Source organism: Ruegeria sp. BHSA123 (assembly GCF_059613425.1).
In genome coordinates this window covers 15,441-34,061 of record NZ_JBXWSL010000019.1, presented here as the reverse complement: position 1 = coordinate 34,061, position 18,621 = coordinate 15,441, and the positions used below count along the sequence as shown (strand labels likewise).

Genomic DNA, 18,621 nt, shown 5'->3' with positions numbered 1-18,621 from the left:
GTCAGGTGCCGGTACCGATGCGGCCACCGACATTCTGCGGGGCCAGCGCAACCGTCTTGATCACGGCATGGCATGTGCTGCCCGGCTGCAAGTTCAACGCCGCAACCGACCGGCGCGTGACCCGCGCCAGAACAGTCCCCGCCGGTGTCCTGACCGACACGATCGCACCGGGACCTTCGCCCGACCGAATCGAGTCGACCGTCCCGCTGAGCACGTTCAATGCCGACAGACCCTCGGGCTTTTGGACGGACAGGATCACCTCCTGCGCCGGAATGCGAATTCGCAGATGCGTGCCGACCTCCTGCCCGATACGTGGCAGAAACAGACGCGCGCCATTTGCGTTCAGCTCGGTCAACCCGTCGGTGTGGTGCTTCAGCACCTGCACCTCCAGCACGGCACCGATTGCGCGCACACCTGCCGGTGCCACAGTCGGGTCAGACAGAACCTCGGACGCGGGGCCGTGGCGGACGACCCTGCCATCCTGCAAAGCGACAACCGATGTGGCCAGACGGGCCACCTCGTCGGCCGAGTGGGTCACATACAGGATCGGGACAGACACCTCATCCCTGAGACGCTCGAAATAGGGCAGGATCTCCGCCTTGCGGGCCTCGTCCAGCGCCGCAAGCGGTTCATCTGCAAGGATTAGTCGCGGGCTGGCCAGCAACGCCCTGCCTATCGACACTCGCTGTTTTTCGCCCCCTGACAACCCGGCTGGACGGCGGTTCAGAAGGTGGCCGATCCCCAGCATCTCGATGACCTTTTCCGGGTCTTCCCGCCGCGCGCTTTTAGGGGCGAACCACCGGCCATAGGCAAGGTTCTGGCGCACGGTCAGATGCGGGAACAACCGCCCCTCCTGAAAAATATAGCCCAACCGCCTCCGGTGCGGCGGCAGCCAATGCCCCCTATCGGTGTCAAACAACACCCAGTCATCCACGGCCACCCTGCCCGCGCGCGGCCGCAGCAATCCGGCCACCGCGTTGACAATCGTGGTCTTGCCCGACCCGGAACGCCCGAACAGCACGGTCACACCGGATGGGGCGTCAAAACTGACCTCCAGATCGATCCCCGGCAGTTGATGGTGCAAACGAACAGACAAGCTCATGATCCGGCCACCCGCGCGGCGGCGCGCCGTCCCACATATTCCGACAGCAGCAACGCGCCCATGGCGATGACGATCGAGATCAGGACCAGCCTTGTTGCAGCAGCCTCGCCCCCCGGTACCTGCAAAAAGGCGTAAACAGCCGATGGCAATGTCTGCGTCTGTCCCGGAATATTCGACACGAATGTAATCGTGGCCCCAAACTCACCCATGGCCTTGGCAAAGGCCAGAATGGCCCCGGCGATGACACCGGGCAGGATCATCGGCAAGGTTACGGTCAGAAACACCATAGGCCGCGACGCCCCCAGCGTCGCCCCAGCCTGTTCCAGCTTCGGGTCAACCGCCTCGATCGACAGACGTATCGCCCGGACCATCAGCGGAAACGCCATGATACCTGCGGCCAGCGCGGCCCCAGTCCAGCGAAAGGCGACCACAATGCCGAACTCGGCCAAAAACCGCCCCAACGGCCCCTGAATGCCGAAAGTCAGCAACAGCAGATACCCCGTCACTACCGGCGGCAGGATCAAAGGCAAATGCACCAGACCATTCAGAACCTGCCGCCCGGGGAACCGCCAGCGGGCCAGAATGTAGGCAACAAAAATGCCGAACGGCAAAGTGGCCAGCGTCGCCCAGAACGACACGCGCAGCGACAGCTTCAGCGCTTCAGCTTCAGCGGGGCCCAACCACTCCAACTCGATCACCCGCCCGGCAGGGAAAATCCCTGCTCCTGAAAAATTGCCAAAGCCGCATCGCCGTGCAGATGATCCAGAAAAGCCCGCGCCGCACCTGTGGCATTACCTGTCATCGCCGCCGGATAGATGATCGGAGGGTGCAGGTCGGTGGGAAAACTGGCCACAACACTGACCCGCTGTTCCGCCTGCGCATCCGATCGATAAACGATCCCCAGAGGCGCGGCACCCGTTGCCACAAGGGCCAGCGCAGCGCGCACATTGTCGGTTTGTGCCACTCGGTCCTGCACCGCCTCCCACTGGTTCAGCCCCTGCAAAGCCGCCTTGCCGTAGATACCGGCGGGCACCGCATCGACCAGCGCCATGGCCAGAAAGCCTTCGCCCAGCTCGGCCCTGAGGTCATGAACCACCCGAATGTCACCCAGAACAGGACGCCCCGCAGCGCCGATCAGAACCAGACTGTTGCCCAGCAAATCCGACCGTGTCCCTGGCCGCAACAAACCCTGCTGTTCCAGATAATCCATCCAGTCGGCATTGGCAGAGAAGAAAATGTCCGCAGGCGCACCCTGCTGAATCTGACGCGCCAGCACTGAAGACGCTGCGTAGGACACGGTGACATCGTGACCCGTCCGCTCTGTGTATTCCGTCGCGATTTCGTCCAAAGCGGTCTTGAGGCTGGCTGCGGCAAAAACCAAAACCCCTTCTGCCCCGGCCCGGACCGGAGCCAGCACAAATGCGCCAAGGACCAGTGCCACCATCCAGATACGGCAGGCGAAGGGTAGGATCATGTGTGCTCCCGACCGGAAAGTTGCAGTCTCTTCGGGCATATCGGAGGCCATAGGGCGCTTGCAAGCGCCTTTGATCTTTTACACCCGCTGATCCAGATCAGGCGCTGGCAACCCACCCCGGCCAGCCTCGTCAACCTGTGGTCACCCCAGGCACGCGTTGATGGGGGCGGCATTTCCTATCCGCAACCCATCGCGGAATAAAAATCTCACAGACCCTCTTGCGCACGCCCGCTGGCTTGGCTACATGCAGCGTCACGGGTGATTAGCTCAGTTGGTAGAGCGCTTCGTTTACACCGAAGATGTCGGGAGTTCGAGTCTCTCATCACCCACCATCCTTTCCCCACAGTGTATCAAGGTCTTACGCGACTGGCATCTATTGCTATGCTGCGCATGAAACCGTGTCCGCTGCGCATTGATCGCCCGGCAGTTTAAATAGCGTTTTCTTGATTAGTGACGCGTATCTCAGCATGATCCGAATATGTCGGTTGAAATGGACACGTGGCTTAACGACCTCGGACTGGGTCAGTACGCAGATGTTTTTGCGGTAAACGACATTGATGCGCGGGTTCTGCCACTGCTGACAGGCGACGACCTGAAAGAGCTTGGGGTAAGTCTTGGTCACCGAAAGATCATCCTTGCGGCAGTTCAGGATTTGGCTGGCTCTAGTCACCTGTCTTCATCAGCGCCTGCCGCAGGAGAGCCCACCCGCGAGAATACTCGGCCATCCGCCGTTGATGTCGTGCAGGGCGAAGCTGCACCGACGAAAAAGCCCATCGCGCCCGCGGCTGAACGGCGTCATCTGACAGTCTTGTTTGCGGATCTGGTCGGCTCGACAGAGCTGACCAACCGTTTTGATCCCGAAGACATGCGGGATCTGCTACAGAACTATCAGGATACCGTCGCGGGGGCAGTGAGCAGGTATGGTGGCTATGTTGCGAAATACCTTGGCGACGGTCTTCTTGTGTTTTTCGGCTGGCCAACAGCCTACGAAGATCACGCCATTCGCGCAATAAAGGCGGGGCTTGAGTGCGTCCACCGGGTTGAAGAGCTCAACACTCCTGACGGTGAGCGTTTGTCGGTCAGACTGGGTATCGCGAGCGGCGATGTCGTGGTCGGCGACACGATCGGCGAAAACTCGTACGAGGAAGGTGCCATGACCGGGCCGGCGGTCAATCTGGCGGCGCGGATACAGGAACACGGCCTGCCGAACTCGGTGGTTTTGTCTGCGGAAGAAACCGAAGCCGCCTTGCACCGGATATTCGAGTTCGAGACCCTTGGATCAACTCAATTGAAGGGGTTCAAAGACCCTCGGACCTTGTTGAAGGTCGTATCGGAACGCAGCGCGGAAAGCCGGTTTCGCGCGTCGTACAAGGATGACGCCGACAGTACCATGATTGGCCGGGACTACGAAAAGGGTATCCTGTTGCAATCGTGGCAGCGCGCCCAAAGCGGTCATGGTGAGGTGGTTCTGCTGTCGGGTGAGGCGGGAATAGGAAAATCGCGCCTGACTGAGGGGTTTCTTGCGGATGTCACGGCAACCGGACAGGCCGATGTGATAAGGCTGAACTGCTCTCCCTATCTGACCAGCAGCCCCTTTCATCCGGTCACCCAGCGAATCTCGCAGGATGCAGGTGTTGAACCGGATTTTGATGACAATCAAATTCTGGAGCATGTCAGGAAGCTGCTGGAAGGCCGGGAAGGTCTGGACTGGGAACAGGTTCTGCCTGTCTTTGCAGCGCTGGTCGCGCCGCGCAGCGCACTGGCTCGTGAAGTTCTCGAGATGTCGCCGCAGGAGCAACGCGACATAACGATCCAAACCCTGATCCATACGGTGCAGGTCCGGGCAAGCGTGCGCCCGGTTATTCTGTGTGTTGAGGATGCACATTGGATCGATCCCTCGACGCAAGCCCTGCTGGAGCGGTTCAAGGCGATTTGCACCGATCTTCCCCTGATGATCCTGATGACCCACAGACCCGGGTGGGACTTGGCCCGCGATGACGGGGACACGCATGTTCAAACACTCCTGCTGCGCCGGTTCGGTTCTGCTGATGTCTCGGATCTGGTCCGCAATATCACTGGCAAGGACCCGGACGATGCCTTGATCGCGACGATCATCGAAAAGACTGACGGTGTGCCCCTGTTTGTCGAAGAATTGACCCAGGCGATCGTGAATGCAGATGAGCAGGGACAAGTCCGCATACCATCGTCGCTGAAGGGCGCCTTGATGGCGCGGCTTGATGCAGTTTCGCCCGAGGCCAAACAGGTCGCGTTGACGGGGTCAGTCATTGGGCGGGAATTTGAACCAGATTTGTTAAGGGCCGCGATGGGGCTGGAACGCGCAGATATCAATCTTCGCCTCGAAGAACTGTCGCGAACGGGACTGATCTTTGAAAGCGGAAACAACCGCGGGCATTTCGTGTTCCGCCACGCCCTTATCCGCGATACGGCATATCAATCCATGTTAAGCTCTACCCGCAGGCAGCAACATTCAGACGTTGCCCGCGCACTGATCGCGATGCGATCTGCTGAAATCGAACGCCGGCCCGAGCTGGTGGCCCGCCATCTGTCAGAAGCAGAAGAATGGCGCGCCGCATTCGACAAATGGGAAGCTGCGGCTGAAATGGCGTTGGCCCGGTCAGCCAGCCAGGAAGCAATGACTAATGCGCAAGAGACGCTCAAAGCGGCTAAGCAGCTGAACTCGGAAACCGGCCGGGAAATGGTCAGGGGCATGATCCTGGTTGGCCGCAGCCATGACAGCCAGGGTCAGTTGTCCGAGGCGATAGCGGTTCTGAAAAGTGCATCTAACGCTGCCCAGAAACTCCACGATGTGGAGCTGTCAGCCGATGCAGCCAATCATTTTGCTGACTCGTGCATGATGACGAGCAAGCGACATCACGAAGCGATTGACCTTTGTGAAAAGGCGCTGAAAGACCTGTCTGACAATGACGAAGTCAGGCGGTGCCGGTTGATGAGCCAACTTGCGCGGGCGTATATGTTTGTCGGCCAGTTTTCCGTAGGCACCCGCTTTGGTCAGCAATCCATGGAACTGGCGGCGAAGCTTGGGGATCATAAATCCCAGTTTTCGGTAATGATGATGCATTTTGGGGCGCCATTCGTTGCGCGCAACGGGCAAGAGGCACGACATTGGCGTGAAAACCTGGACGCCATGCATCAGGTAGCGGAACACCTTGGCAGTATTGATCAGGGCCGCGACCGGACGCTCAGCCTGTTTGTCGGCGCTGAAATGGCCGACCGCGACCTGTTGGACAACTCACTCGAATTGCTGACAGCGATTTCCGAAAAGGACAATCATCTGCAACTCTATTGGGTTCAAAAACACGCACGCGCCATGGTTGCAATCATGGACGGCGACTTTGTTCAGGCTGAAAAGCACGCCACCGAAGCGGTCAAGATCGGCCGAAAAACGCACGGCGAACATGTCGAGGGCGTTTTCGGCGTTCAGATGTTCACCATCCGCCGCGAGCAGAACCGCCTGCACGAGGTCGCGCCTGTGATCAAGAAACTGATGACCGACAGCCCCGAAGACATCTCGTGGAAGCCGGGTTTTGGCCTTATCGCAGCCGAACTGGGGTACACGGAACCAGCCGAAAAAATACTGAATGAAATGGCGGAAAACGGCTTCGACCTGCCGCCAGATGCCATGTATTCAACAACTCTGTCCTATCTTGCCGACATCTGCGTGGCAGTCGGGCATCCGGATCATGCTCAGACGCTTTACAGTATGCTGCAACCTTACGAAGACCTGACGATCACCGCAGGGGCAACCACAGTCTGCACAGGTGCCGCAGCCAGACGCTTGGGGAGCCTGGCAACGGTGCTGAAAGACTGGGAAATTGCCGGGAAGATGTTCCGGAAAGCCATCGAGATTGACACGCGGATGAATTGCCCGCCCTGGATTGCGCATTCCAAGGCAGCGTATGCATCAGCACTCAGACAACAGGGCCGCCCCAGCGATTTGGAACTGGCGTTTCAACTGGAAGGGGAAGCGTTGGCAATATCACAGAAATTGAGTATGGTTTCCCTTAAGTCAAAGCTCGAAGGGGTAGCCAGTTAAGGTCCGGAAAATGCTTGGGGGGCATAATGCCACGATACATCATTGAACGAAATTTTGCGGAACAGCTGAATATCAGCGACAACGACAAAATTCACATCAAAGAAATCAACGACGAAGTCGGCATTGAATGGATCTTTTCCTTCCTCAGCGCAGATAAGCGCAAAACATACTGCCTTTACGAAGCCCCGGATGAAGAAAGCCTGCGAAAAGCGGCCGAGCGTCTAAACATTCCTGCCGATGTCATCACGCCGGTAGATCGGATCGATCCGGGAATATTTGCCTGACGACCAGCTTTCCCCCACAACCAAGTATCCCCTTCTCAGGGCAATAACAAATTCACGAGGCAGCCGTGCGCGAAACCTTTCCTGAAACAAGGGAGGCCTAAGCATGTTTGACCTGAAAGCACTCGACGGACGTATCGCGACTGTGGATCAAGGCGATTTGGACGCGCTTGACACTTCACTGCGCGGTGGGGTCTACCTGCCGGGAACCCCGGAATATGAAGAAGCCAGGATTACCTGGAACAGCATGTTCGAGCGTTACCCCGCCTTCGTGATCCGTGCGATGGGGGCAAGCGATGTCCAGAAGGCAATAAACTTCGTCCGACAAGCAGGCCTTATGATGACCGTTCGATCAGGTGGGCACCAGATTGCAGGGCACGCCGTCGCGGACAAGGCCGTCATGCTGGACCTGTCCCAGATGCGTTCGGTTCACGTGGACCCTGCCCGCAAAACTGTCCGCGTTGCACCTGGTGCGTTGCTTGGAGACGTTGATCGCGAAACACAGGCCCATGGTCTTGTTGTCCCCACAGGCATCAATTCGACCACCGGCATCGCCGGGCTGACCCTGGGTGGCGGTTTTGGCTGGACGACGCGGAAATTCGGCATGACGATCGACAACCTTCTGTCGGCAGAAGTCGTGACGGCGGATGGCGCGATCGTCACCGCCTCGTCCACGAGCCACCCGGAACTTTTCTGGGCCATTCGTGGTGGTGGTGGAAACTTCGGTGTCGTCACCTCATTCGAATTCCAGTTGCATGATCTTGGGCCGGATGTCCTGTCCGGCCTGATCGTGCACCCGATCGAAAAGGCACCAGAATTGCTTTCCGCGTTTGTGGCCATTGCGGACACCGCCCCCGATGAGCTCACCGTCTGGAGCGTGATGCGAAAAGCGCCGCCGCTCCCGTTCCTGCCGGAAGAGTGGCACGGGCGCGAGGTGCTGATTTTCGCGGCGTGCTATAGCGGCCCGATGGATGAGGGTGAAAAAGCGATGTCGGCCTTGCGCGCGCTGGGTGAACCGATTGTGGATGTCATTTCACCGCACAGGTTCGTGGACTGGCAGGCGGCTTTTGATCCCCTGTTGTCGCCGGGCGTCCGCAACTATTGGAAAAGTCATGACTTCAATACGTTGCCCCCGGCCGCCATCACGGACCTGCTGGACGCGATTTCCACCCTTCCTGACCCAGCATGTGAGGTTTTCATTGCTCATGTCGGTGGCGCGATGGCCCGCGTTGAACCCGCTTCTACCGCCTACCCGCAAAGATCTGCGCATTTCATCATGAATGTCCACACACGATGGGAGGACCCTGACAAGGATGACACCTGCATCGGGTGGGCACGCCAGCTGTACGAACAGATGAAACCATACTCAACAGGCAGTGCCTATGTGAACTTCATGCCTGAAGACCAGGCAGACCACGTGACCGGCGCTTATGGTGTGAACGGCGAAAAACTTTCCAAGATCAAAGGACAGTACGATCCCACCAATTTGTTCAGGATGAACCACAATATTCTACCAACGTAAGACAACCAGAGTGGCAATTCCCGAACTGCATTGATGTTGGGACCGCTGTCTTAGCACCACTCAATTTTCTCGCTGTTCGGCTATCGCGCCAAGCGGTTCCTCTCACCTATGGCCGCGCTGGCACTCATGCCCTCTTGTCGTGCAGCTACCCTAGATGCTGTATCATTAGAGCGTTGAATTTACGGATCGCGAACGAAACCAACTTCCCTGATCCCGTTTCAAACACCTGTTTTACGCTTAAGCCTGCAATCTCGGTCGCTAGGAGCAATTCATCGAATAACCGCTTCGCTAATCGCAGAGCAAGTTTCCTTCGGCTTCTTGCTAGAACTATCCGATGGGCCCATTGCGGCGTCCGGTTCCCAAAACCTTCACCTCCAGCCAGTGGAACACCAAGGCAATTACGCCCGCTACGAGAATGTAGAATACGGCCAACAGGATAAGCGGTTCGTAGACGATAAACGTATCGGCGCGCACACGGGACGACACGGCATAGATATCAACCACGGTTATTGTGGCGACCAGCGGTGTTGCCTTTAATTGCAGGATGGTTTCACCGCCCAAAGTCGGCAGAACATTGCGGATTGCCTGTGGTAACCAGATACGGCGAAACATCGTCAGCCTTGGCATACCAAACGCCTTGGCCGCCTCCAGCTGTCCTTTGGCAACGCCCTTGAAGGCTCCGCGCATGACCTCACCTTCGTAACCCGCATAAGAAAGTGTCAACGCCAGCACCGCATAGGGCCAAGCCTGACGCAGGTACGGCCAAAGATCAGACGATCGTATCCATGGAAACTGCGGAAACAGAGAGCCGAGGCCATAATACAGCAGCCAAAGCTGCAAAAGCAGCGGCGTGCCGCGAATGATTGTGCAAAACGCCTTTGCAGGTGCCGCTAGGTACCATGGCCCAACGGCCTGCGCTAACCCAAGGGGTACAGCCAGTAAAAAACCAAGAACGATCGTGACAACCAGCAGCCAGAGCGTGGTCCAGATTCCCTGCAATGCAAGCGGCGCATAATTGGGTATCCAGTCCCACCGCAATGTCATCGCGCACCAAACCACGATCCCGGCAAAGATCAGCATCATCACGATACGATGAGGTTGCATCAGAGATCTGAGGTCGATCATCTGCTGCCTCCGTTCAGAGCGGGTTGGCCGCGACGGGCCCATTTCTCAATCCGCGCAAAGATCCCACCCGAAAACAGCGTAACCATCAGATAAAGGAAGCCCGCCGCCAAGAAAAAGGTGAAGTAGGCCCGCGTGCTGCTGGCCGCCTGGCGCGTTTCCAACGTCAGCTCGTTAAAACCGACTACAGCCAGCAATGCTGTGTCTTTGGTTGCAATCAGCCACAGGTTGGCCAGACCAGGTACGGCGAAGCTCATCATGGCAGGGATCGTGACGCGCCGCATGGTCATGAAGGCCGGCATTCCGTAGGATTTCGCCGCTTCGATCTGACCGGGCGGAACCGCCTGAATGGCGCCGCGCAGAATCTCGGTCGCATACGCGCCCTGAACGACGCCCAGCACCCAAATGCCTGCGGCAACGCCGTTGATCTCAACCCGGCCACCACCCATGGCAGCAGATATTTTGTTGATAATATCGGATCCCACGTAATACAGGATTAGGATCAGGACCAGTTCCGGCACGGCCCGGATCACGGTCGTGTAAATGGCAAGAAGGTCGCGCGTGACCTTCCCGCCGTAAAGTTTGCCATACGCTCCGAACAATCCGATCACGAGGCCCAGTGCATATGCGCCAAAAGCGATCTGCAATGAGTGGGACAATCCGCGTAGCAGATTGGCCCCCCACCCCGGTGGCGAGAGCGACAAAAGCTCTGCGCTCTGCGCCAAACCAAGTGATTCCAGAAATCCGGTCACGGCAACGGCTTAGTAGATGCTGGTCGAGAAATAGTTCGACGTGATCTTCTCGTGCGTTCCATCGGCAAGAATTGCCGCGATGCCCTTGTTCAACGCCGCAAGCAGGTCATCCTGCCCTTTACGAACGCCCGCACCGACACCACGCCCCAAAATGGCGGGATCGTCCTTCACGGCACCTTTGATTTCGCAGCAAGCACCGGCATCCGAATTCACAAAATCGGCCATCGCAATGCTGTCAGCTTGTGTGGCGTCGATCCGACCGGCAAACAAGTCCTGATTGGCCTCATCCTGAGTTTGATAGACGCGCAGTTCGGAATCCTTGAAGTATTCCTGCGCATAGGCTTGGTGGATCGTCGAAGCCTGAATGCCAATGACTTTACCCGCCAGCGATTCCGGGGTTGCTTCGATATCCATCGATTTATCGGCAACGATAACCGCAGGTGTGTTATAGTAAGGATCGCTGAAATCAATGGTTTTCAACCGTTCCTCGGTGATCGACATCGAGGCCATGATGGCGTCGATCTGCTGTCCGGTCAGCGAGGGGATAATACCGTCCCAGGCCACCGGCGTGATAACACAGTCAAGTTCCGCGGCGGCGCAAACTGCATTGATGACATCGATCTCCCAACCAACCCAGTTGCCTGAGCTGTCCAGCGACGCGAAGGGCGGATAAGGCTCGGCCGCGATGCCGATCTTGACCTCTTCTGCACTGGCAACACCAGCCGAAAGGACAGCGGCGGCAAGACCGGACGCGAGCAGTTTTTTGACGTTCATTTTGTTACTCCCTTTGGTTCATTATGTTGTTTTTCTGGATCAGGCGACCGAGCTGAGGAACTGCTTCAATCGCTCTGATTTTGGATTTCCGAAGACTTCGGAAGGTGGGCCTTGCTCTTCAATGCGGCCCTCGAAAAGATAGACGACGTGGTTCGCGACTTCGCGCGCAAATTTCATTTCGTGGGTCACAAGCAGCATTGTGCGCCCTTCCGCTGCAAGATCCCGGATTACGGTCAGAACTTCGCCTACAAGCTCTGGATCAAGCGCCGAAGTTGGCTCATCGAAAAGCATTACGGAAGGATCCACCGCAAGCGCGCGTGCGATGGCAGCGCGCTGTTGCTGACCGCCTGACAGATAGGCCGGATACGTGTCGGCCTTGTCCCCCAGCCCTACCCTTTTCAGCAGGTCATGCGCCCGAGCGATAGCTTCGGCCTTTGGTACCTTAAGGACATATACCGGCACCTCGATCACGTTTTCCAGAAGCGTACGGTGTGTCCACAGATTGAACTGCTGGAAAACCATCGCCAGCCGTGTACGGATACGTTCGATCTGGCGGCGGTTCGAGGGGCTGCCGTCGGCATGCATTTCAACCAGCTCACCGCCGATCGTGATCTTTCCCGAGCTTGGTGTTTCCAGAAAGTTGATACAGCGCAGCATCGTGGATTTGCCCGAGCCTGAGCCCCCGATGATGGCAACGACATCGCCCTTGTTCGCTGTCAGCGAGACACCTTTCAAAACCTCCAGCGTGCCGAAAGACTTGTGCAGGTCCTCAACCCTTATCGCCTCTTCAGACGTGGTTGCTTCGCGTGCGGGTGTTGCTGCTTTGGCTGTGTCCATATCCAAGAATCTTCTGATTTCAGCTTGCAGTAAGCCTCGAATCTCGCAATTATGCAAGTGTATAATAATTCCGTACCATGGATGGCCCGGACGTGCAGGACGACAGCCGTAAATTTACACGTGAATCTGCCGAGTTTCGGCGCGAGGCGCTTATCCTGGCGACTTTGGACCTGATTGCCGAGATGGGCGTTCGGGGTGCCACTGTGCGTCAGATCGCGGCCCGCGCGAACGTGACCCAAGGGCTGATCCGGCACTATTTCTCATCCAAGGAGGAACTGGTTCAGGCTGCGTACGAACATCACATGAATACGCTGACCGATCAGACAGCTGCGTCGTCAGGGAAAGGCAGCGCAGTATCTCAGTTGACCAACTTCGTTGATGCGTCGCTGCGACCGCCAATCGTTGATCCAAGCGCTGTGGCCTTGTGGGCCGGCTTCCTGAACAAGGTGCAGCGTGATCCGAAAATGCAACGCATCCACCAGCAAACCTATAACTATTTCCGGGATCAGCTTGAAAAGCTGATCGTCGCCGCATTGCAAGAAACCGGACGTCCAGTCACCACGCCGCAAGCCGTGCAACTGGCCATTGCCTGCAACGCGGTTATCGATGGTCTTTGGCTGGAAGGCGGTGCGCTTCCAGATGAATTTTCCGAAGGTCAATTGGCGCAGATCGGATTGGATTCCGTCAGTGCTATCGTCGGTATCCCATTGATCAAAGAGGTGGAACAACCATGAAGACCACATCTGTGACAGAACGGTTAGCGGGCTTGGGTGGCGCCAAATGGGGCGTACATCTGAAAGCGCGCGACCTTATTAAGGCCGGAGCGGACATCGTCGAAATGACGATAGGTGAACCGGACGTGCCGGTGCCGGACGCGCTGGTCGAAGCCACCGTAACCTCACTACGGGCCCAGCGAACGGGCTACTCCAATGGCCGTGGCGAAGCTGGCTTGCTTGACGCGCTTTCCGCCCGTTACTCGGCTTCCCGCGGACGCGTTTTCGGGCCCGAGAATTTTCTGTGCTTTCCCGGAACGCAGACCGCATTGTTCGCTGCCATGGCCGGCGTTGCCGAGGCCGGTGACGAAGTTCTGGTCGGTGATCCGATGTATGCAACCTACGAAGGGGTCGTGCGTGCTTCCGGGGCGGAAATGGTGCCCGTACCTCTGCGCCCGGAACACGGGTTTCGCATGCAGGCCAAAGATATCGCCGCACGCGTAACACCGCGCAGCCGCGCCATTCTTCTGACAACGCCACACAACCCAACGGGCGCGATCCTGACCGCCGAGGAGTTAACCGAGATCGGACAGCTCGCGATTGCGCATGATTTGTGGATTATCTCGGACGAGGTCTATGAAGAACTGATCTTTGACGGGGCCAGATTTGTGTCGCCACTGGCAGACCCGGAACTGGCGGATCGTGTCATAGGCGTATCATCCATCTCGAAATCACATGCCGCGCCGGGGTTCCGCAGTGGCTGGTGTGTCGGGCCAGCCGCGTTTTGCGAAGCGCTACTGCCCTATTCCGAGACCATGCTTTTCGGCAATCAGCCCTTTATCGCCGATATGACTGAAAAGGCGATCCGCGACGGGTCCGAGGTTGCCTCCGGCATGGCCGCCCGTTTTTCAGCGCGCGCCACGCTTTTGGCTGATCGCCTCGAAGCAGAAACGGATCTGACCGTTCACCGGCCTCAGGCGGGAATGTTCGCCATGATCAACGTCTCCGCCACCGGGCTGGACGGCGAAGCCTATGCCTGGGACTTGTTGCAGACCGGGGTGGCTGTCATGCCGGGATCCGCCTTTGGGGACAGCTTGAAAGACTGGGTGCGAGTGGCCCTGACGATCAGTGACACCAACTTTGCCACTGCGGTGTCCCGCCTCATCGATCACGCCAACAGAAAATCACGCGAGGTTGCATGAGTGAAATGACCGTGGGCGAAGCATTGGTTGCAAAGCTTCGCCAAAAGGATGTGACCTGCGTGTTCGGAATTCCGGGCGTTCATACGGTCGAGCTTTACCGCGGGCTTGCAGGCTCGGGCATTCGTCACGTTACACCCAGACACGAACAGGGTGCAGGGTTTATGGCCGACGGCTATGCGCGCGTGTCAGACAAACCGGGTGTGGCCTTTGTGATCACCGGGCCTGGATTGACCAATACATTGACGCCGATGGCGCAGGCCCGCGCGGATTCAATACCGATGCTGGTGGTGTCCGGTGTCAACAAAACCGCATCTCTTGGCAGGGGTTTAGGGCATCTGCATGAATTGCCAGACCAGTTGGGACTGGCCAGGACCGTTGCGTTGCTGTCCGAACAAGTTTCCGCCACCAACGCTCTGGACCCGGTCTTGGACCGCGTGTTCCACACCCTCGCCAACGGTCGATCCGGACCGGTGCATATCGAAGTTCCGTTGGATATCGCAGCTTCAGATTATCAGGAAACACCGGTCGAACCGCCTGTCTCGGTCTCACCGATTGACCCGGCTTTGATCACCCAAGCCGCAAAGCAACTGGCCAAAGCGAAGAACGTTGTCATTCTGGCGGGCGGCGGCGCAAAGCATGCAGAGGCTGGATTGCAGGCACTGGCCGAAGCTCTGGATGCCCCCGTGGTGCAAACCGTCAACGCGCGCGGCCTGATGCACAGGCATCCACTGACCGTTCCGGCCAGCCCCAGCCTGAACGCGGTACGCGGCTTGATAGAAAGCGCCAATTGCATCCTTGCGCTGGGAACTGAGTTGGGGCCAACCGACTATGATATGTATGCCACCGGCCAAATTGCTGAAATGTCAGGGTTGATACGGGTTGATCGATGCAGCGAGCAACTGACGCGACATGAGGCAGCGCTCATCATTCAAGGTGACGTCAACTTGGCTGTATCAGCGCTGGTTGACGCTTTACCGCACAAGCCAAAGCAAAGCGACGGTACGGAACGTGCAGGCAAAACACGTGACGCCGCCTGGGCGGAGATTGGTCCGGACTATCGCAAACAGGTAGAAATCCTCAACGCAATGCGCTCTGCGCTCCCGAACGCGCTAATGGTCGGAGATTCCACCCAACCGATCTATGCCGGCAATCTTTTCTACGACCACGACCGGGCCGGAGGCTGGTTTAACGCGGCAACTGGGTACGGCGCACTGGGCTATGGAATCCCCGCAGCCATCGGCGCTTCGGTCGCCGATCCCACAGCACGTGTGATATGCATCGCGGGCGATGGAGGCGCGCAGTTTTCTCTGCCTGAGATTATGGCAGCAGTCGACGAAGACCTGCCGGTCACCTTCGTGATCTGGAACAATCATGGATACCAGGAAATTGCCACGTCAATGCAGGATGCGGGCGTAACAGTCATAGGATGTGATCCCTCGCCTCCCGATTTTTCAGCAACGGCCAAGTCATACGGCATTCCATTCGCTTCGGTTCCAGCTGAACCGCAGGCTGTCGCGCAGGCATTGCGCCAAACTGCCGCCCAGAACGGGCCGGTAATGATCGAAGTCACCACTCCGAAATTCGCAGCTCAGAAAGATTGAAACATGTCAGACCCAACCTTTGAGTTTTCCCGCGCCATCACCCGCCGTCCGGCTCCGACTATTGCAGGCGGGTTGCGTGCAGAAGATATCGGAAACCCGGATTTCGACGGGATGACAGCGGCGCATAAGGCATATGTGGCAGCACTGAGAAGCACCGGGGCCGAGGTAATCGAACTGGATCCCCTGAACGCGTTTCCCGACGCACAATTTGTCGAGGATACAGCCCTTTGCCTGCCGCAAGGTGCGATACTGATGCGACCTGGCGCACCTTCGCGGATGGGTGAAGTGGCTGAAATGGCACCGACCCTTCACGGCTGCTACGATACGGTTCTGGAAATCCAGGGCCCCGGCCATATCGAGGGTGGAGATATCCTTGTTACCGGTCGCGAAATTCTGGTGGGCCGGTCAGACCGTACCGACGCGGAAGGTGTCGCCGAGCTGGCGAAAATCACCTCGGAGTGGGGGCACAAACTGCGCGAGGTGTTCACGCCCGAGGGCGTCTTACACTTCAAGACAGATTGTTCACTGATGGACGCCGAAACAATACTGTCGACCCGACGGCTGGATGCCTCGGGCTGTTTCGAGGGCTACCGGGTGCTGCATGTTGCGGACGGAGAGGAAGCTGCCGCCAATGCGATCCGCTTCAACAATCTGGTGCTGATGGCCGCTGGCTTCCCACGCACAGCTGAGATGTTAGATCGTGAAGGGTATGAGGTCGTTGAAATCGACAACATCGACTGCGCAAAGCTGGATGGAGGAATGTCCTGCCTTTCGCTAAGATTTTAGGAGTGTAACCGGTAGCGTTCGATCCTTGGTGTTTCTTGCGAAAACTGTCGCCCGTACCGGTCTTTCCTTTCCCGCCATTCGCTCATAAACATAGGTGGCTGTCGATGATCTCGTCCGCCAAGTGCGACCTGCAACCGGTTGCAAGACTTTTGCGATGGTGCATAATGAAGCTCTGATGCAAAACACCTTGATATCTCTGACCATCAACGACCGGAGCCGCACTGCGTGAGCGTGACCCTGAAAGACGTCGCCGCCTTGGCTGGCGTATCGCGATCTGCGGTGTCGCGCACCTTCACCGAAGGCGCCTCGGTCTCTGCAAAAACACGCAGTAAAGTTGAAAAGGCCGCGCGAGAGCTTGGCTACAGCCCCAATGCCCTCGCCTCGTCCCTGACAACCGGGCGCACCAAACTGATCGGGTTGATTTCGAACAACTTTCACAACCCTATTTTTCTTGAGGTGTTCGATCAGTTCACCCGCGCCTTGCAGGAACGCGGGCTACGCCCTTTGATTGTGAACCTGACGGACGAGACCGAGCCCGCAAACTCGGTCCGCATGCTGCGCCAGTATTCGGTTGACGCGGCCATCGTTGCGTCTTCGACGCTGCCGCCCAGCTTTGCCAAGGCGTTCCACGATGCGGGCGTACCGGTGGTGCATACATTTGGCCGCTCGGCCACCTCGCCCGAAGTGCATGTGGTGGGAATCGACAACGTCGAATGCGGGCGCATGGCCGCGCGCGAGCTTTTGGCGCGCGGATACAAGCGTCTCGGCTATCTGGGCGGGCCCGAAGATGCAACCTCGGCACTTGACCGGTATCGCGGGTTCATGGAAGAACTGGCAGACCACCCCGATATCGAAGTAAGCCATTGTTTCGCAGGGGCTTATTCCTTCGAGGCCGGCCGCGCCGAAATGTTGCGCCTGTTGGCCAACACCCCGTCCGAGGCGTATTTCTGCGGCGATGACATCCTGTCTGTTGGCGCATTGTCCGCACTGGCCGATCACGGGCTGAAACCGGGTCAGGACATTGGAATCATCGGTCTGAACGACATGGAGATGTCGCGCTGGGAAAGCGTTAACCTGACAACGATCCACCAGCCGATCAAACAGATCATCACTTCATCCGTCGATCTGGTCGTTGAGATGCTGAAAGAGCCTCAGCGCTATCCCGAGGCCCGCATTTTCCCCTGCCGCGTGATCGAACGGGGCACATTGCGGCCCCGCCCCTGATCAGCGAAACATCGGCGGGCGCGCGTCCTGCCATGCGCCATCGGCCTTGCCCGACGCAACAGCCGCGTGGACGGCCGCAATGGACCGCAGCCCATCTGCCGCACCGGGCAGACCGTCGCGTCTTTCACCACGGATCGCATCCGCCAGATCGCAATAGATGTTGGCGACCGCCAGCGGAAAACCCTCGGGGTGCGCAATGGCGACACGCGACAGGCGTTGCACCTCATCGTGCAGACCGCCCTCACCCTTTTCGATGATCTGAGTACGCCCGCCGACCGGAGTATAGATCAACTGATTGGGCTGCTCGGACGCCCACCGCAGCCCACCGGTTTCGCCAAAGACCTGAATGTCAAAGCCATGCTGCCGCCCGATCGCCACTGATGACGTCCAAAGGCGTCCAACCGTGCCGCCCTCCATCCGGAAGTTGATCATTGCATCATCTTCCAGCTCACGGCTGACGATGGTCGAGGCCATGTCGGCAGACAGGGTTTTCACCTGATCGTCACAGATGAAACTGGCCATGTGCAACGCATGGATGCCGCAATCGGCAAACTGCCCTGAAACCCCGGCCATCGCAGGGTCATAGCGCCAGCGCACGCGCGGGTTATCCGCATCTGTGGCATCGCCATGATGGCCGTGGCTGAAATTGGTCACCACCAGACGCACCTTGCCGATATCGCCTGCGCGCACCATCGCACGGGCCTGACGCACCATCGGATAGGCGGAATAACAGTAGTTCACTGCACAGATCCTGCCCGAGGCTTCGGCCACGCGCACAATCTCTTCGCCCTCTTTCACCGTCATGGTCATCGGCTTTTCGCACAACACGTTAAAGCCTGCCTCAAGATAGGCCTTGGTAATCTCAAAATGGGTCGAATTGGGCGTCGCGATGGTTACCAGATCAATCCGATCCTCGCGGTCTTTTTCGCCCGCCAGCATCTCTTGCCAATCGCCATAGGCACGATCGGCAGCAACACCCAATCGCTGCGCGTATTCGCGGCCCACCTCGGGCCGGTGATCCAGCGCGCCAGCCGCAAATTCGAACAACCCGTCAGCCTGTGCCCCCAAGCGGTGCGCGGGGCCAATCTGGCTGCCTTCACCACCCCCGATCATGCCCCATCTCAACTTAGCCATGGTCATTGTCTCTCATTGGAAT

Annotated in this window: 16 protein-coding genes and 1 tRNA gene; 9 read left to right on the top strand and 8 right to left on the bottom strand. The window is 58.1% G+C overall.

Annotated elements, in window-relative coordinates; genetic code table 11:
- Position 1 precedes the first annotated feature (1 nt).
- From modC to modA, 3 genes are read right to left on the bottom strand one after another with little or no spacing between them, the layout of a single operon-like run.
- Positions 2-1,102, bottom strand: a complete 1,101-nt coding sequence (gene modC / locus AC2FNC_RS11810) for a molybdenum ABC transporter ATP-binding protein (protein WP_480518616.1) — start codon at positions 1,100-1,102, stop codon at positions 2-4.
- On the bottom strand, positions 1,099-1,791 hold the full coding sequence (gene modB, locus AC2FNC_RS11805; protein WP_480476900.1) for a molybdate ABC transporter permease subunit: 693 nt from the start codon (positions 1,789-1,791) through the stop codon (positions 1,099-1,101). The genes modC and modB overlap by 4 nt, the downstream gene beginning before the upstream one ends.
- A gap of 5 nt (positions 1,792-1,796) precedes the next feature.
- Positions 1,797-2,576 (bottom strand): molybdate ABC transporter substrate-binding protein, encoded by a 780-nt coding sequence (gene modA, locus AC2FNC_RS11800; protein WP_496715430.1) that lies wholly within the window; start codon positions 2,574-2,576, stop codon positions 1,797-1,799.
- Between the two features lie 256 nt (positions 2,577-2,832).
- Here modA and AC2FNC_RS11795 point away from each other — a divergent pair.
- The 4 genes from AC2FNC_RS11795 (at position 2,833) to AC2FNC_RS11780 (ending at position 8,454) form a co-directional block, all read left to right on the top strand.
- Positions 2,833-2,908: transfer RNA gene (locus AC2FNC_RS11795), tRNA-Val, on the top strand.
- A 146-nt stretch (positions 2,909-3,054) separates the two neighbouring features.
- Positions 3,055-6,651, top strand: a complete 3,597-nt coding sequence (locus tag AC2FNC_RS11790; RefSeq protein WP_496715428.1) for an ATP-binding protein — start codon at positions 3,055-3,057, stop codon at positions 6,649-6,651.
- Positions 6,652-6,677: 26 nt separating this feature from the next.
- Entirely contained in the window at positions 6,678-6,935 is a 258-nt protein-coding gene (locus tag AC2FNC_RS11785) for a DUF4242 domain-containing protein (protein WP_209504668.1), read from the top strand.
- A gap of 103 nt (positions 6,936-7,038) precedes the next feature.
- A complete protein-coding gene (locus AC2FNC_RS11780) occupies positions 7,039-8,454 on the top strand; it encodes an FAD-binding oxidoreductase (RefSeq protein WP_496715426.1) in 1,416 nt (471 codons plus the stop codon).
- 327 nt (positions 8,455-8,781) lie between these two features.
- On the opposite strand, the gene AC2FNC_RS11775 is transcribed toward AC2FNC_RS11780, so the two are convergent.
- The 4 genes from AC2FNC_RS11775 to AC2FNC_RS11760 are packed head-to-tail and all read right to left on the bottom strand — an operon-like array spanning position 8,782 to position 11,939.
- The gene (locus AC2FNC_RS11775) at positions 8,782-9,579 is read right to left on the bottom strand and encodes an ABC transporter permease (protein WP_480475312.1); all 798 of its coding nucleotides are present in this window, start codon (positions 9,577-9,579) and stop codon (positions 8,782-8,784) included.
- Positions 9,576-10,328 (bottom strand): ABC transporter permease, encoded by a 753-nt coding sequence (locus tag AC2FNC_RS11770; RefSeq protein WP_480475310.1) that lies wholly within the window; start codon positions 10,326-10,328, stop codon positions 9,576-9,578. Before AC2FNC_RS11770 ends, AC2FNC_RS11775 begins: the two co-directional genes overlap by 4 nt.
- Positions 10,329-10,337: 9 nt before the next feature.
- Positions 10,338-11,102 (bottom strand): transporter substrate-binding domain-containing protein, encoded by a 765-nt coding sequence (locus AC2FNC_RS11765; protein ID WP_480475308.1) that lies wholly within the window; start codon positions 11,100-11,102, stop codon positions 10,338-10,340.
- Between the two features lie 39 nt (positions 11,103-11,141).
- The gene (locus AC2FNC_RS11760) at positions 11,142-11,939 is read right to left on the bottom strand and encodes an ABC transporter ATP-binding protein (RefSeq protein ID WP_496715424.1); all 798 of its coding nucleotides are present in this window, start codon (positions 11,937-11,939) and stop codon (positions 11,142-11,144) included.
- 77 nt (positions 11,940-12,016) lie between these two features.
- Here AC2FNC_RS11760 and AC2FNC_RS11755 point away from each other — a divergent pair, with 77 nt between their 5' ends.
- The 5 genes from AC2FNC_RS11755 (at position 12,017) to AC2FNC_RS11735 (ending at position 17,465) form a co-directional block, all read left to right on the top strand.
- Positions 12,017-12,673, top strand: coding sequence for a TetR/AcrR family transcriptional regulator (locus AC2FNC_RS11755; RefSeq protein ID WP_480475304.1), 657 nt, complete (start codon positions 12,017-12,019; stop codon positions 12,671-12,673).
- Positions 12,670-13,854, top strand: coding sequence for a pyridoxal phosphate-dependent aminotransferase (locus AC2FNC_RS11750; protein ID WP_496715422.1), 1,185 nt, complete (start codon positions 12,670-12,672; stop codon positions 13,852-13,854). Before AC2FNC_RS11755 ends, AC2FNC_RS11750 begins: the two co-directional genes overlap by 4 nt.
- Positions 13,851-15,455: a 5-guanidino-2-oxopentanoate decarboxylase gene (locus AC2FNC_RS11745; RefSeq protein ID WP_496715421.1), complete on the top strand. Its 1,605-nt coding sequence runs from the start codon at positions 13,851-13,853 to the stop codon at positions 15,453-15,455. Before AC2FNC_RS11750 ends, AC2FNC_RS11745 begins: the two co-directional genes overlap by 4 nt.
- Positions 15,456-15,458: 3 nt before the next feature.
- On the top strand, positions 15,459-16,241 hold the full coding sequence (locus AC2FNC_RS11740; protein ID WP_480518602.1) for a dimethylarginine dimethylaminohydrolase family protein: 783 nt from the start codon (positions 15,459-15,461) through the stop codon (positions 16,239-16,241).
- A gap of 225 nt (positions 16,242-16,466) precedes the next feature.
- Complete coding sequence (locus tag AC2FNC_RS11735; RefSeq protein ID WP_480518600.1) at positions 16,467-17,465, top strand: LacI family DNA-binding transcriptional regulator; 999 nt, start codon at positions 16,467-16,469, stop codon at positions 17,463-17,465.
- Here the strand turns inward: AC2FNC_RS11735 and AC2FNC_RS11730 are convergent, their stop codons facing one another.
- A complete protein-coding gene (locus AC2FNC_RS11730; protein ID WP_480518598.1) occupies positions 17,466-18,599 on the bottom strand; it encodes a Gfo/Idh/MocA family protein in 1,134 nt (377 codons plus the stop codon).
- Positions 18,600-18,621 lie beyond the last annotated feature (22 nt).

Bases quoted from the DNA above. Each gene is read 5' to 3' on its own strand.
- modC (WP_480518616.1), bottom strand. From the start codon at position 1,102: ATGAGCTTGTCTGTTCGTTTGCACCATCAACTGCCGGGGATCGATCTG.
- modA (WP_496715430.1), bottom strand. From the start codon at position 2,576: ATGATCCTACCCTTCGCCTGCCGTATCTGGATGGTGGCACTGGTCCTT.
- AC2FNC_RS11790 (WP_496715428.1), top strand. From the start codon at position 3,055: ATGTCGGTTGAAATGGACACGTGGCTTAACGACCTCGGACTGGGTCAG.
- AC2FNC_RS11785 (WP_209504668.1), top strand. From the start codon at position 6,678: ATGCCACGATACATCATTGAACGAAATTTTGCGGAACAGCTGAATATC.
- AC2FNC_RS11780 (WP_496715426.1), top strand. From the start codon at position 7,039: ATGTTTGACCTGAAAGCACTCGACGGACGTATCGCGACTGTGGATCAA.
- AC2FNC_RS11775 (WP_480475312.1), bottom strand. From the start codon at position 9,579: ATGATCGACCTCAGATCTCTGATGCAACCTCATCGTATCGTGATGATG.
- AC2FNC_RS11765 (WP_480475308.1), bottom strand. From the start codon at position 11,102: ATGAACGTCAAAAAACTGCTCGCGTCCGGTCTTGCCGCCGCTGTCCTT.
- AC2FNC_RS11760 (WP_496715424.1), bottom strand. From the start codon at position 11,939: ATGGACACAGCCAAAGCAGCAACACCCGCACGCGAAGCAACCACGTCT.
- AC2FNC_RS11755 (WP_480475304.1), top strand. From the start codon at position 12,017: ATGGATGGCCCGGACGTGCAGGACGACAGCCGTAAATTTACACGTGAA.
- AC2FNC_RS11750 (WP_496715422.1), top strand. From the start codon at position 12,670: ATGAAGACCACATCTGTGACAGAACGGTTAGCGGGCTTGGGTGGCGCC.
- AC2FNC_RS11745 (WP_496715421.1), top strand. From the start codon at position 13,851: ATGAGTGAAATGACCGTGGGCGAAGCATTGGTTGCAAAGCTTCGCCAA.
- AC2FNC_RS11740 (WP_480518602.1), top strand. From the start codon at position 15,459: ATGTCAGACCCAACCTTTGAGTTTTCCCGCGCCATCACCCGCCGTCCG.
- AC2FNC_RS11730 (WP_480518598.1), bottom strand. From the start codon at position 18,599: ATGGCTAAGTTGAGATGGGGCATGATCGGGGGTGGTGAAGGCAGCCAG.